The 14,146-nt window shown below is 43.1% G+C and carries 18 protein-coding genes; 15 read left to right on the top strand and 3 right to left on the bottom strand.

Annotation, left to right across the window (positions count from 1 at the left end):
• Nucleotides 1–59 precede the first annotated feature (59 nt).
• Nucleotides 60–1,076 carry a potassium channel family protein gene (locus tag FQV28_RS06560; protein WP_146494789.1) on the top strand — a complete coding sequence of 339 codons (1,017 nt, stop codon included), beginning with the start codon at nt 60–62 and terminating at the stop codon, nt 1,074–1,076.
• A gap of 58 nt (nt 1,077–1,134) precedes the next feature.
• Here FQV28_RS06560 and FQV28_RS06565 read toward each other — a convergent pair whose 3' ends face one another.
• The gene (locus FQV28_RS06565; RefSeq protein WP_146494791.1) at nt 1,135–1,566 is read right to left on the bottom strand and encodes a WapI family immunity protein; all 432 of its coding nucleotides are present in this window, start codon (nt 1,564–1,566) and stop codon (nt 1,135–1,137) included.
• 194 nt (nt 1,567–1,760) lie between these two features.
• On the opposite strand from FQV28_RS06565, the gene FQV28_RS06570 reads away from it, so the two are divergent.
• The 7 genes from FQV28_RS06570 (at nt 1,761) to FQV28_RS06600 (ending at nt 7,154) form a co-directional block, all read left to right on the top strand.
• Complete coding sequence (locus FQV28_RS06570) at nt 1,761–2,534, top strand: SDR family oxidoreductase (protein WP_146494793.1); 774 nt, start codon at nt 1,761–1,763, stop codon at nt 2,532–2,534.
• Between the two features lie 101 nt (nt 2,535–2,635).
• Nucleotides 2,636–3,553, top strand: a complete 918-nt coding sequence (locus FQV28_RS06575; protein WP_146494795.1) for a 1,4-dihydroxy-2-naphthoate polyprenyltransferase — start codon at nt 2,636–2,638, stop codon at nt 3,551–3,553.
• Nucleotides 3,554–3,749: 196 nt separating this feature from the next.
• Nucleotides 3,750–4,211, top strand: a complete 462-nt coding sequence (locus FQV28_RS06580) for a GNAT family N-acetyltransferase (RefSeq protein WP_146494797.1) — start codon at nt 3,750–3,752, stop codon at nt 4,209–4,211.
• 309 nt (nt 4,212–4,520) lie between these two features.
• Entirely contained in the window at nt 4,521–5,951 is a 1,431-nt protein-coding gene (proS, locus tag FQV28_RS06585) for a proline--tRNA ligase (protein ID WP_146494799.1), read from the top strand.
• A 33-nt stretch (nt 5,952–5,984) separates the two neighbouring features.
• Nucleotides 5,985–6,236 carry a hypothetical protein gene (locus FQV28_RS06590; RefSeq protein ID WP_146494801.1) on the top strand — a complete coding sequence of 84 codons (252 nt, stop codon included), beginning with the start codon at nt 5,985–5,987 and terminating at the stop codon, nt 6,234–6,236.
• A gap of 102 nt (nt 6,237–6,338) precedes the next feature.
• Nucleotides 6,339–6,602, top strand: coding sequence for a hypothetical protein (locus tag FQV28_RS06595; RefSeq protein ID WP_146494803.1), 264 nt, complete (start codon nt 6,339–6,341; stop codon nt 6,600–6,602).
• Nucleotides 6,603–6,614: 12 nt separating this feature from the next.
• Entirely contained in the window at nt 6,615–7,154 is a 540-nt protein-coding gene (locus FQV28_RS06600; protein ID WP_186763794.1) for a GNAT family N-acetyltransferase, read from the top strand.
• A gap of 105 nt (nt 7,155–7,259) precedes the next feature.
• Here the strand turns inward: FQV28_RS06600 and FQV28_RS06605 are convergent, their stop codons facing one another.
• Entirely contained in the window at nt 7,260–7,700 is a 441-nt protein-coding gene (locus FQV28_RS06605) for an Rrf2 family transcriptional regulator (protein WP_146494805.1), read from the bottom strand.
• A 200-nt stretch (nt 7,701–7,900) separates the two neighbouring features.
• Between FQV28_RS06605 and FQV28_RS06610 the strand changes: the two genes are divergently transcribed.
• The 7 genes from FQV28_RS06610 to FQV28_RS06635 all read left to right on the top strand — a co-directional run bounded on the left by FQV28_RS06610 (nt 7,901) and on the right by FQV28_RS06635 (nt 12,821).
• Entirely contained in the window at nt 7,901–8,764 is an 864-nt protein-coding gene (locus FQV28_RS06610) for an SDR family oxidoreductase (RefSeq protein ID WP_146494807.1), read from the top strand.
• 751 nt (nt 8,765–9,515) lie between these two features.
• A complete protein-coding gene (locus tag FQV28_RS06615; RefSeq protein ID WP_222433244.1) occupies nt 9,516–9,929 on the top strand; it encodes a hypothetical protein in 414 nt (137 codons plus the stop codon).
• 135 nt (nt 9,930–10,064) lie between these two features.
• Nucleotides 10,065–10,334: a hypothetical protein gene (locus FQV28_RS06620; protein WP_146494811.1), complete on the top strand. Its 270-nt coding sequence runs from the start codon at nt 10,065–10,067 to the stop codon at nt 10,332–10,334.
• Nucleotides 10,335–10,386: 52 nt separating this feature from the next.
• A complete protein-coding gene (locus tag FQV28_RS19150; protein WP_186763795.1) occupies nt 10,387–10,557 on the top strand; it encodes a hypothetical protein in 171 nt (56 codons plus the stop codon).
• Nucleotides 10,558–10,742: 185 nt separating this feature from the next.
• A complete protein-coding gene (locus FQV28_RS06625) occupies nt 10,743–11,240 on the top strand; it encodes a cation:proton antiporter regulatory subunit (protein WP_146494813.1) in 498 nt (165 codons plus the stop codon).
• A 5-nt stretch (nt 11,241–11,245) separates the two neighbouring features.
• Nucleotides 11,246–12,427, top strand: a complete 1,182-nt coding sequence (locus tag FQV28_RS06630; RefSeq protein WP_146494814.1) for a cation:proton antiporter — start codon at nt 11,246–11,248, stop codon at nt 12,425–12,427.
• Between the two features lie 166 nt (nt 12,428–12,593).
• Nucleotides 12,594–12,821 (top strand): hypothetical protein, encoded by a 228-nt coding sequence (locus FQV28_RS06635; RefSeq protein WP_146494816.1) that lies wholly within the window; start codon nt 12,594–12,596, stop codon nt 12,819–12,821.
• A 95-nt stretch (nt 12,822–12,916) separates the two neighbouring features.
• On the opposite strand, the gene FQV28_RS06640 is transcribed toward FQV28_RS06635, so the two are convergent.
• Nucleotides 12,917–14,143, bottom strand: coding sequence for an MFS transporter (locus tag FQV28_RS06640; protein ID WP_146494818.1), 1,227 nt, complete (start codon nt 14,141–14,143; stop codon nt 12,917–12,919).
• Nucleotides 14,144–14,146 lie beyond the last annotated feature (3 nt).

The following is a 14,146-nucleotide window of genomic DNA, read 5'->3' on the forward strand; positions in this document are numbered from 1 at the left end:
GAAGCAAAGCAAAAAGAGGTTCTGATCTTTTAAAGACCTTTCCGTTTGGAGGATGTCTTATGTTTGAGCTGATGAGAAAGGCCATTAAAATAAATACAGCCAGATTGGTGCTGTTTACAAGTGCTTTTTATATCGCAAGCGCTTTTTTTATCCATTTTCTTGAGCCGGAAGAATTCCCGACGCCTTTTATCGGTTTTTGGTGGGTGATGACGACCGTAACAACAATAGGTTATGGTGACTACGCCCCAAGGACGGTTCCAGGAATGCTCTTCGGTATTTTCTTATACCTTTTTGGCATAGGGTTGATTGGCATTATTCTCGGGAAGATCGTAGATTCCTATACATATTTTAGGAGGTTGAAAATGGAAGGGAAGCTGAGGTACAGAGGAAAAAACCACTTTTTAATCATCGGTTGGTCCAAAAGCGTACAGAAAACGATTGAAGAAATACTGAATAACAAAGAAATTGAATCAGATGTTGTCTTGATTGACCATCTTTATGAAGCGCCTTTTGTCCACGAGCAATTCCACTATATCCGCGGCAATCCGACAGACACGGAAGTGCTGCAGCAAGCCAATATTGATTATGCGCATTCTGTTTCCGTTTTCGCTTCTGAAAATGAAGATGAGGTACTGAGGGATGGCAAGACGCTTTTGATTGCTACTGCAATTGAAGAATACGCGGCTCAGCAAGGCAAGCCCATCTATACGATTGCAGAAATTGTCCATGAGGACCACATTCGCATGTTTCAATACGCAAACGTAAATGAGTTTATTCTTTCCGGAGAATCTTTTTCGCATATGATGACAAAAGCTTTGCTGCACCATGGTTCAAGCAATTTGTTCAGCCAGTTGCTAAGCCATTCGTACGATGAACATATTTGGCAGATTCATCCGGACCCTTCATGGAGAACTTATGCCGACGCTTTTGAATCTTTGAAAAACCAAGGCGCAACTTTAATTGCAGATGGCACCGACCTGAGCATCATTCGCCGACTGGAAGAACCGATTCCACCCGATGCCAGCTTGTCCATCCTCTGCGACCAAGAGACATATCGAAAATTGGACTTGTCCTAAGCTTTTGATAAATGGATAGCAATAAAAAAGAGAAAGAGCCGCCTGGCGTCTTTCTCTTTTAAGGTGTGCCGACAACGGGGAAAACGGCTAAGATTTCGTCTATTTCTTTTATCAACCGATTGAGGGAATTTTGATCAGACCGGAATTCGAACTTTAAGCTCGCACCATTTCCAGCAGGATAGCACAATGCTGCTGTCCATTGAATATCCCCAAGCCCGTCGATCATGCCTTCAATTTCGATATAGCCATCGAGATTATACAGTGCCGCTTTGCCTTCTCTGCTCTGATCCATTGCCGTTAACTGATCGGCAAAGTCTTTTATTTCATCGGTTCTTAATTGAAAGCTGAATTTCGCCAAAAACCCTGGTATTTCGCATTCGATTTTTGCATTTAACCAATTGCCATCCCAATAATCTATGCTTTCAGGGTAACTTTGGGTAAAAACTTCAATTCCTATTTTTGTATTTTCACCTATTATGTAAAAGTTCATTGGCATAACCTCCAACCGTGCGTGCTTTTCAACACTCTTTATTATGCAAGAACTCTTCTGGTTTGGGAATATGCAAAATGAAATATGTTGATTGTAAACGTTTTGCATTGTTGTTATGTTGAATGTATGAGGGACTTTACAAGACAAACAGCTGCGGAATAACGTTGAAGAATACTTGCTTGGAGGGAAGAAGCATGGGCAAATTGACAGGGAAAGTTGCTGTAGTCACAGGTGCGAGCCGGCTTCAGGGCATCGGGGCAGCAATCTGCAAAGAACTGGCGGAAAACGGATGTGACATCTTTTTTACGTATTGGTCACAATATGATGAAAGTATGCCATGGGGAATCCGGAAAGATGAACCGTCATTATTAAAAGATGAATTAGTAAAACTCGGAGTCGCTGTTGATCACTTGGAAGTGGACCTGGCTCAAACCGAGAACTTGGAAAAACTTCTAGAAAAAGTGGCTGAAGTACTTGGGCCGCCCGATATTCTAATCAATAATGCGACCTACTCAGTAAATGGCGATTTTACTTCTGTCACAGCCAAAGAGCTCGACGAGCATTATTTTATAAATGTACGGGCACCAACGATTCTCAGCAGCAAATTCGCTCAGAGCTTCAAAAAGAAAAAAGGGGGGAGAATCATCAATCTTTCATCCGGCCAATTTCAAGGTCCGATGCCTGGGGAACTGGCCTATGCGACTACAAAAGGAGCAATTGATGCACTGACGCTGACACTATCTGCAGAAGCTTCGTCTTTAGGGATAACGGTCAATGCCGTCAATCCCGGACCGACCGACACCGGATGGATGACCGAGGGCATACGCAAGGAGTTGATACAACAGTTTCCATCGCGGCGGATCGGAAAACCAAGTGATGCGGCAAAATTGATCAGCTTTCTAGCGAGTGACGACGCGGAATGGATTACGGGACAGGTTATCCATTCCGAAGGAGGATTCCGCAGGTGATTTTTTGAGCAAAAATTACGCTTCTTTGCCGCAAATACTGGTATGATAGGCAGTGGGCATTGCCCGCCATACATAACGAACAGCAGAAAGAAGTGGAAATAATGATACAAGGAAATTTAGAAACAATGAGTCCTGGCAAGCTGATGTGGAAGATGACAAGGCCGCACACTCTGACGGCAACATTTGCGCCAGTTATACTTGGAACGGTCATAGCTGCGGCGGCAGTTAAAATAGACTGGCTCTTGTTCGCAGCGATGATGGTTGCCTGCTTGTGCCTTCAGATAGCGACCAATTTGTTTAACGAGTACTATGATTTCAAGCGGGGGCTTGATACGGCTGAATCGATCGGCATCGGCGGAGGCATCGTCCGGCACGGGTTGAAACCGAAAAATGTTCTGGCTGTAGCTTTGGTTTTGTATGTAATCGCCGCTATTATCGGCGTCTATATTTGCATGAACAGCTCCTGGTGGCTTATAGCAATAGGGGCTATCGGCATGGCAGTCGGCTATTTCTATACGGGCGGCCCGCTGCCGATCGCTTATACGCCGTTTGGGGAACTGGCTTCCGGTCTGTTGATGGGAACAGGGTTCGTGTTGATTTCGTTCTTCATCCAGACCGATACGGTTACCCCCGTCAGTTTGCTTGTCTCTATCCCGGTCGGCATTCTGGTCGGCGGCATAAACATGGCGAACAATATTCGGGACATTGAGGAAGATACAAAAGGCGGGCGCAAAACCTTGCCGATTCTTCTTGGCAGGGACCGGGCGATCAACTGTTTAGCGGTTTTCTTTTTCATCGCTTACATCTGGATCATCTCACTGGTCATAACAGGGACGGTCAGCCCTTGGGCGCTGCTCGTATTGCTGAGCATCCCGAAACCGGTTCAAGCGATCAAAGGCTTCAAACAAGGCAAAAAAGAGCCGAAACAAATGGGCATTGCAATGAAATCGACCGGCATCACCAATACGCTGTTCAGTTTTTTGTTGTCCATCGGTTTGTTTATTTCCTATTTGTTCTAAAAAAAGCTCACGCCGATTTCATCAGCGTGAGCTTTTCTTGTTAAATACAATAAATGTATTAATTTACATAAGGGTATACAAAAAACTAAAACCAGCAAACAAGAAAAAAACCAAAAAGATTATAGATGAAAACTTACAGAACCTATACAATCAAGAAAAAAGAAAACTGAATTTGATAAATGAAGGAGGAATACTCATGATAGTAAGGCAAGCAAAACCGGCCGAATTTAAACATATTTACAAACAAGGATACAGCGAATGGGCAAAAGGCCGTTCTTTTGAGGAATATTTGAAAGACAACCAAAAAGAAGAACAAAATGGCATCCGTTATGTTCTGGTTAATGATGAGGAACAGCTTATAGCGTCTCTCATCATGCTTGAATTCCGGCCGAATTTATTCGGAATCGGCTCAATAGTAGTGGATCCGGCTTTTCGAAGCCGGGGCCTCGGCAAAAAGCTGATCGAAGAATGCCTTGAAAAACATTCGGATGCAGCGTTTATTTTATACAGTGAGATCGAACCGAGCTATTATGAGCAGTTTGGCTTCCGTGTATTGCCAAATGACCTTCAGCAATCCTCTAAAGGAACATGCATGATCCGGGCGAAAGAAGAAACCTATGAAAAAACGCTGCAGGCACCACTTCCTGGCTATTTTTAAAATACAAAAAAATAATGTATTGACTTAATTTTTTATTTCAATTAGTCTAAATAAAATAATTATACGAGCAACATGCCTGTTTAAGGACTAGTAGATCAACGGTGTTTTTCAGAGAGGATATTGAAAGCTGTGAGATATCCAATACACGTTTTTCGAACCTGCCTTTCATATCTGTATTGAAAAATACGGCGGTTAATCCCGTTACCGATTTCGAGTGTAAAGCTTTGCTTTAAAAAAGGGTGGTACCACCTCCAGGGTCCCTTTATTAAAGCAGGGCTTTTTTATTTTTTCAAAAAAAGGAGAATGACCATGACAAAAAAACTGGTAGAAAAAATCACTAACATGGATGAAGATTTTGCGCAATGGTACACGGATGTGGTGACGAAAGCGGAACTCGTTGACTACTCCAGTGTCCGCGGCTCGATGATTATCCGCCCTTACGGCTACGCTATCTGGGAAAATATCAAAAGCGCATTGGATGCGGAGATCAAGCGAACGGGCCATGAAAACCTCTACATGCCATTGCTGATTCCTGAAAGCCTGCTGCAAAAAGAAAAAGACCATATAGAAGGGTTTGCGCCGGAAGTGGCTTGGGTGACGCATGGGGGAGATGAAAAACTTGCAGAGCGTTTGTGCATCCGCCCGACTTCCGAAGTGCTGTTTGCGGAACACTATAAAAACATCATTCATTCCTACCGGGATTTGCCGAAGCTGTACAACCAATGGGCAAACGTCATCCGCTGGGAGAAAACGACGCGGCCTTTCCTGCGGACACTCGAGTTCTTGTGGCAAGAAGGGCATACGTGCCATGAAACCGAAGAAGATGCCCATGAAGAAACCGTCAAAATGCTGAATGTTTACGCCGATATTTGTGAGCGGCTCTTGGCAATCCCAGTCGTTAAGGGACGCAAAACGGAAAAAGAGAAATTCGCAGGAGCCAGATACACTTATACGATCGAGAGCTTGATGCATGACGGAAAAGCGCTTCAGTCCGGGACTTCCCATAATCTTGGCACGGGATTTGCGGAATCGTTCGGTATCGAATTCCTAAACCGTGAAGGAAAACTGCAGCCTGTGCATCAGACATCCTGGGGATTCACGACACGCATTATCGGCGCAATGATCATGGTTCACGGCGATGACAAAGGCTTGGTTTTACCGCCGCAAGTGGCGCCAACGCAAGTGATGATCGTGCCGGTTGCCCAGCATAAGGAAGGCGTATTGGACGCCGCATATGAGCTTCACGGCAATTTAAACCGTTCGGTCCGCGTTGCAATTGATGCAAGCGACAAAACACCTGGCTGGAAATTCAATGAAACTGAAATGAAAGGCATTCCGCTCCGGTTGGAAATCGGGCCAAAAGATATCGAGGAGAAAAAAGTGGTACTTGTCAGAAGAGATACTGGTGAGAAAATTCAGGTGGACTATGAAAATATTGAAGCCGAAATCCAACGCCTACTCTCTGACATACAGGATAGCCTTTACCAAAAAGCGCTCAATCACCAAATTGCCAAAACAGCGACTGCCTATACCCTGGAGGAATTCCAAGACAAGTTGACGGAGCAAGGCGGATTCATCAAAGCCATGTGGTGCGGCAAACAAGCGTGCGAAGACAAAATCAAGGAACACACACAAGCGACATCGCGTTGCCTGCCTTTTGAACAGGAAAAGCTATTGGAAACATGTGTATGCTGTGGAGAACAGGCTGATGACATGGTCATTTGGGCGAAGGCGTATTAACTATCGGCTGTTTTGAAGAAAGGTGAAAATTTCTTGGAATACTATAAAAACAAAGTGTCGTGGTGCCCAATATGCGATCAGGGCTGGATTGAAATCATAAAACATAAAAACACAAAAGAGCTCTTTGTATGGTGCAGTGAATGCGAATCGTGTTGGGAACATCCTTTAAGCAGTTCGCAAAAAATGAAAGCAGGTTCCATTTTTGCAACTGATGGCCAAATTGAAGAACCAACTGATCCAGAGATACAGCTTATGAAGTGGAGCAATTATATTTTAAAAACTTGAATTCGCTATCTTTCAGCTGCAGTTCTATAAATGAGAAATCGAACTAATTATAGAAGTGCCGTTTTTGTGGTTATTCCTAAAACATTCCAGGTATCCTTCCAAATGAAAAAAATTCTATCCATTTCCACTGGCTCGTTATATGAGGAAACCTGTTTCTTCACTACAGCTTTATTCTTTGTGTTTATGAATGCGGCCACACTAGATGTAACCGCCACTTCACGTAGTGGAAATGGCAATCCGTTCCTATTTCCTTTGTTATTCATCCACCCCTTTGTCTTGTTCTTAGACGATTGGTTTCGCGGAAGCCATCACCTCTTGAAAACAAGTGACGTGCAAGCAAAAGTGATGGGTTACTTTAAAGAATAGAGGAGTTGGATCATGATTAATGCCTATGAGTTTGAAACAGCACGTTTAGGATTCAGAAGATGGAAAGAATCGGACAAGGAGAAGTTCGCATCGATGAATCGGGATTGTGAAGTCATGAAATATTTTCCGAACAAATTGACCACGAAAGAATCGGATGACTTGATCGAGCGATTTGAAAAGCATTTTGATGAAAAAGGCTATGGCATTTGGGCGGTGGAACGAAAAGAAGACAACAACTTTATCGGATTTATCGGCCTGCTGGAAATCGGTTTTGAGGCGGATTTTCAATTCGAGACCGAAATCGGCTGGCGGCTAGACAAGAAATTCTGGAAAATGGGTTATGCGGTCGAAGGAGCGAAAGCTTGTTTAGACTTTGCCTTTGGCAAACTGCAACTGAATGAAGTTTATTCATTTACCGCAACAATAAATGTTCCTTCTGAAACGGTTATGAAACGAATCGGAATGTCAAAAGTGAAAGAGTTTGACGACCCGAAAGTACCGGTGGGCAGTCCACTTAAGAGACATGTTTTGTATAAGATCGACAGACCATAAAGAGCATTTGTAAATGGTATTTGGCTATGCTTTATTATAGTGACAATCCCTCCGTGCTGTTCTGCGCAAAAAAAGACATTCATTTAAGAATGTCTTTTTTTGTGGTTATTTGTTGTTGGCCTTTTCTTTTTCCAAGACATCCTTCACAACATCTTCAATTGTGACACTGCCTAGAGCCTTTTCCAATGCAAATTGCGCAGCAGAAAACAAAGGAATGATTGTTTCTTGGATATTTCTTCCAACCGCGCAAGCGGGATTCGGATTGCCATGAACACTGAACAATTCCTGGTCTTGGACGACATCGACCGCTTTGTAAACATCCAGCAGTGTGATCTCCGACAGATCCTTGGCCAGTTCCGCCCCGGCAATGCCCGGACGCACAGTGACCAATCCCGCATTTTTTAACAATCCAATTATTCTTCTAATAACAACGGGATTCGTATTGACACTTCCCGCAATATATTCCGATGAACTGACATTTCCTTTGTTGACTTCGATAAGCGTTAATATATGAATCCCTACAGCAAAACGGCTGCTGATAGACATGGATAGCCACCTTCCTTTAGATAAAACAGTGCAATCGGCAGAATAACTTGTAATCAACTTTATTACAAGCTTATTATACCTTACTAACCTGAATTTATTAAGAATACCGATTAGCAAAGAGTTGACAATCACCCATCTTGTAACTAGTATAACTACATGTAACTAGTTTAGTTACAACAAGATGCGAAGGAGGCAAAAAAATGAAATTGTTAGTTACCGGTGCGACAGGTAAACTTGGAACGAAGATTGTTGAATCATTATTGAAAACGGTACCTGCCGAACAACTTGCTGTCAGTGTGCGAAATCCGGAAAAAGCAGAAAACTTACGCACTCGAGGAGTAGAAGTGAGACAGGGCGATTTTGACCATCCGGAGACTTTGGACTCTGCTTTTGCTGGCATCGATCGATTATTGATCATTTCTGCTGACGGAGACAATGATACCCGGATACGCCAGCATACCGCTGCAGTTGCTGCTGCTGAACGCGCAGGCGTGAGATTTATCGCCTATACCAGCTTAGTAAACGCAAGCGAAAGCGAGATGTTCTTGGCACCTCCGCACCGTGCTACAGAAACGGCTATTTTAGAAACAGGGATACCCTTTTCCATTCTTCGCAACAATTGGTATTTGGAAAACGAAATTCCAAGCATTCAAGGTGCGCTAGCAGGAGCTCCTTGGATCACTTCAGCAGGCTCTGGAAAAGTGGGCTGGGCATTGCAGCAAGATTACGCTGAAGCGGCAGCCGCAGTATTGGCAGGGGAAGGGCATGAAAATACAATATATGAGCTTTCCGGCAAACCGATGACACAAGAAGAACTGGCAACGGTTCTAAGCAAAGAAATCGGCAAGGATGTACCTGTTTTGCAGCTTGATGATGCTGCATACGCTGAGACCATGAAACAAGCTGGCCTACCTGATTTTCTTGTTCCGATGTTAGTAGACATTCAACAAGGCATCCGTGAGAACGCTTTAGCCATTGAAAGCGATGATTTCGAAAAAATTCTTGGTCGCCCGGCAACGCCGATCGAACAGGGCATAAGCAAAGTTGTAAAAAGCATTTCCTAAATAGGGCAATAATCAAGACCTGATAAATACACCATCTTCCTGGAACCTGGAAGGGCTAAAAAGAGCGTGGAGAATCCTCTCCGCGTTCTTTTTGTTTTTTATCTGCCAAAAAAGCTTAAAAAACATTAAGTTTACAGAGAAAAAATAAAAAAAATATTCACTTTTCGACAATAGCTTTTTTCTTCTTCTTCCAACGGTTGCTCCATTAATGCCAGCAAATCATATCAAACCCTTGACCTTCACTAGAAGTGATAAAAAACTGGAAATAAAGTGTAAAAAACCGCTTCTATCGCTGAAATTGTCCTTTTAGAGACATTGGCGGCTATAAAGAATATGAAAAAAGATAACTTCCAGAATAAGATAAGAAAAGAAATTTAAATAGTAAGAATTGTCAGTTAATTAATATTTGCTATTAAAAAATAACAATTTCTTTTATAAAAAATTAATATTAAAAAGTTAATAAATTATCGCTATTTACAACATGTAAAAGATATTATAGTCTAAATGTATTAAGAAAATAAATGAGAAAAGGTGATATGGAAAAAAAGTAAGCAAAAAGACTTTTTTGATTTTGACTATTTTTCGCTGGCTTCTAAATATTTTCAAAACCAGAGGATTTATGAATATTAATATTATTGAATATTTATGAATTTTACTCTCTTATTCATTTTTGCTAAAGTGGAAAAATCAAGAAAATCTTTAGCTTAATGAAAGAGGGGATCTTTCGATAATTTCAAATCGAAAGAAATAGTTGATGAAAGGACTGGACGAGATGATGCAGACGTCATCTTTAAAAACTGTGGCAGAAACAATCAGTTTACTGCTTGATGCAGAAATCGAGCGAACTGATGGGTTGTGGCAAATCCGGAAGCAACGACTTGCGAAAAATACTAAAAATACTTTTTGTATGATGGATTTTAGCCTGGAAGTAAAATCTTTTGAAGAAAACGGGACTGCTGTAAATAAGGCAAGTGTCTACCTTCTTCCAGAAGAGCTGCCGCGTTTCACTTCAGCGTTGTGGCAGCATCCTATTTCTTTTCCGACCACTTTCTCTCAAAAACAGACAGCGGATCACCATCTTTATTGTCTGCACTTAGAGACTAAAGAACTGCCACAAGACTTTGTTGAACGACTTGCAGATGCACTGCAAACAATTTTGGAATAGAACTAGATTAACCTGCTGAGCATCTATTTAACCTCACGTTCAGAGCTTACTACTCGGCATATGGATATCCATAAGAGATGGCGGCAGTTTTGGGCAGAACCGATTTACGTATAACTGAACGAAAGAGGCGGTTTGATGCTGAGAAACTTCCTTTCCTTCATGTCTGTATGCTTTTTTCTTGTAACCATCGTTCCTTTAGGGCTTTCATCTCTTCATTGGATGAGCACCCCCATGGATATACTTATGAGTTTCAATGTGTATTTCCCTTGCTTAATCGGTGCTGCTGGAATTCTATTAGCACTTACGGGTCCAAAAGGCGATTTAAAGCTTTACCTGATTTTGGCCAATAGCTTAAGCCTGGGGTTGTATCTTATCAAAATATTTATCATTTCGGTCACGGCATAATCAGTCAAACATTTACTCAATAAGCGCCAACATTAAAAGGAGGAAATATAAAATGACTATTATCAAAAACGAGGTAAAACAAATGGATAAGATCACAGTGAATTATTTGGAAATGTACATGAACCATATTGAAGGGTACAAGCAGTACAAAAAAGAAAAAGCTAAGTTGGTTCCAGTGATTGAGGAAACAAGAGCTGTTGAAATTCCTGCAATACAAGCTTAGTTTCTGCAGGTGACCTTGCTGTTCTTACATAAGCATGCAATACTCACCATTCCAAAATTAATGGGTGCAAAAGCCAAAGATATTCAAATGATAAACTAGATGAAAAAGTCCACCTGTTTGGTGGACTTTTTTTGACTCTGCTTTTTTAAACTATAAGTTTCGGAAGAAGAAAGGAGGAGAGGGATATGCGCATTCGAGAACAGGACTTGCCTGGCATTGGAAAACGCATTTCATTCACAAATCGGGATGGTATTGCTACCGTGATCATCCACCATTACAGCGGCAAACGGGAAATCTATTTTATGAATGACGAGGAGGACGAGGAAGTCCTGTTTTCTACTGTTTTCACTTCCGATGAAGCAAAAGAGTTCGGAGCGAGGCTCCTTGGAATCGGCAATGAAACTGTAGATGAAGAAAGTTTTGAGCGTTTTCGCATCATGCGGCAAAAAATGCTGATAGATTGGATTAAAGTGAAAAAAGCATCTACCCTTGCAAATCAGACGGTGAAAGCTGCTCAATTGCGCGTGCCAGAAAATGTTTCCATCGTCGGGGTGGTGCGGGAGAAAGATATTTTGCCAAAACCTCAAGACGATTTTGTTATCCAAGCGGGAGATACCTTGCTGGTCATTGGAAAGAAAGAAGCGGTAAGCCGCTTTGAAGCTGCTTGCAAAGGCAAGGGTTAATTGCGATGGCTGAATTTCCGGAACTGTTGTCTGCGGGCCTATTGTTGCTGCTCCTATTTGCAGGAGGCTGGTTATCGTTTAAATTCCGCTTTCCCGATGTGATTGTTTATTTACTGCTCGGCATTGCCGTTAGCGGGGCATTATCGGGATCTCACTTGCTGCATTTTGCAGGAGAGATGGGGATTGTTCTGTTGTTCTTCATGCTGGGCATCGAATTTCCGATCAAGCAACTGATCGGTCTTGCGAGAAGGGTCTATGTAGCGGGCCTGCTCGATATTTTACTCAGTTTCGTCGTTACAGTAGGCATCGCCATGGCTTTCCAGCTCGATTGGTTCACTTCTCTGATCGTGGGAGGCGTCGTATTTGCCACCAGTTCTTCCTTGACCGCCAAGCTGCTGGAAAGTTCCAAACGGATGGTTTACCCAGAAGCGGAGTTCATGCTGGGGCTATTGATATTTGAAGATTTATTTTCGCCGATTTTGGTGGCGGTCCTGGCGAGCCTTGCTGTCGGAAACGGACTGACAGCCGGAACGATAGGCTGGACGCTGTTTCTCGTTTTGCTGCTGATTGCTGGAGCTGTATTAATCGGCGTGTTCCTGTTCCGGAAAATCTGGTTTTTCGTCGACCGGTACGTAGGAGAAGATTTTTTCATGCTTTTGGTTTTGGGGATTTCTTTGACCTACGGCGGGCTGGCCCTTTTGCTGGGGTTGTCAGAAGTTCTTGGCGCATTTCTTGCGGGAATTATGCTGGCGGAAGTAAAACGCGGAGAAGAACTGCACCGAATCGTGATCCGTTTCCGGAATGTCTTGCTTCCATTATTTTTTGTTTATTTCGGCACCACAATTGAATTTGGAGAAGGAGTCCCGATGGTTCCGCTAATGGCTGTCCTTTTACTTTGGTCCATTCTCGCGAAAGTTTTGACTGGCTACTGGGGAGGGCAACTATATGGATTGTCTAGGAAAGTTTCGATGCGGGCAGGGTTGTCGTTGACGCAGCGCGGTGAATTTTCCATCATCATCGCTGCTCTCGCCGTTGACTCATTAAAAACATTCAGCAGTGTTTTTATATTATTGTCAGCCATTATCGGGGTGTATTTGTTTCAATTTGCCCCCAAGCTTTCAGCAAAGCTTGTTGGAAGAAAAACAGAAACCAGTATGTACAGTTATACCAAAAGAGGCGAAGATTGAATTCCTTTGTCTAGGTAGGTTGCAGAGCACTAGCTAGATAGTATTTGGGATTGCATCAACATATTTTCTCTCAAATTCCGTTAAATTCTCCCAATTATTGAAACTTTTATAGCCGCCTTCCCGTATAAGTGGATAGAAGCAAGCATGCATTTAAGGAGGTAATAAGATGGCTCTTGTTACGGTAGCGATTGTACTCTTTTTCATTGCGATGGCAATTCAATCTTCTTTCAGGGAAAATAACGGAAACAATAGACACAGAAATAATTCTACAAAAGCAGGAGGATTCATTTACACTGGCGGCCACGGCAACGCGAATTCATCGGGGTGGGACGGTGGCTTTTCAGATACCGGATCAGGGTACGGAGACGGCGGGGGCGGCGGAGGCTGTGATTAAGAAAGAAAGTTAACGTTGAATGTGAAAAGAGCAACAAGAGTTTCTCGACAGCCTGAAAACAGCGGACACTCAAGTAGAGTGTCCGCTGTTTTCTTTTAGTGCAAGGGTGCTGAAGTATTGGTATTTGGGAAGTCCCTTTTTTCTTTTTTGCCATGCATGAAATAATACAGAACCGCTGTAGCGAGTATTATCACCGCTAACATGGCGTATAACTTGCTATATCCGGTTACCGGCACGAGGAACCCAAGCAGATAAGGGCCAAATCCGAGGCCGGCGTCGAGCGCGATAAAAAAGGTGGACGTGGCCAAGCCCAAACGATGAGGCTCCGTCATTTTTACGGCGATGGCTTGCGTACTCGACTGCATATTGCCAAAACCGAAGCCAATCAAGGCGCCGGCAAGCAGCAGCATTACGCCCGTATGCACAGAACTCAGCAAGAACAACCCTGCCGCAAAGACGAGAAACGCTGGATACATGATAAAGTTTGCCCCTTTACTGTCCATTAAACGTCCAGTAAATGGCCGCGAGATCAACACCGCAACTGCATAGACCACAAAGAAGAAGCTCGCCGTCTGCACCAAATCAATTTCGATGGCGTAGAAGTTAATAAACGACAACACACTGGAATAACCGAATGCAATCATCAAGGTAATAAGGGCGATGGGCAATGCCTTCGGTTCGATGAAATTGGAAAGCTGGAACCCTTTCGCCTCAGTTTCGGCATTTTTCCCGGCACGGTAAGCTTCAGGCAGTTTTGGAACTTGCACAGAAAACCCTACTGCCAAGCAAACGGCGCCCAGTATGAGGCAAAACGCGAAAATGTTTTGAAAACTGGTTACCTGGCTCATATAAAGTCCGATAAACGGTCCGATGGCTGTAGCTAAAGTTGCGCTCATGCTGTAATAGCCAATTCCCTCACCACGGCGAGAATCGGGGATAAGCTGGGCAATAATTGTCCCGGTAGCGGTACTGGCCATGCCCAGCGCCATTCCGTGGACTAGCCGGTTAGCCAATAAAAATGGAACGCCGAACGGCAGGAAATACAAGCATGTGGTCAAAGTAAAAAAGACCAAGCCAATGATCAACGTTCTTTTACGGCCGATATTATCAATTACGCGGCCAATGTAGAGCCGGCCAAATAACGTGCCAACGATGAAGATCCCGGTGATAAGGCCCGCTTCACTGGCCGATGCGGCATATTCGTCCACTGCATAAACAGCGATGGTCACCATCAATAAATAAAAGATCAATGTCAACAAGAAGTTTACAGATGAAACTACAATAAAATCCTTTGTCCATAATTTTTGTTTTGCTTGCTTCACTTT

Source organism: Planomicrobium sp. CPCC 101079 (assembly GCF_007859275.1).
In the GTDB taxonomy this organism is placed as follows: Bacteria; Bacillota; Bacilli; order Bacillales_A; family Planococcaceae; genus Planococcus.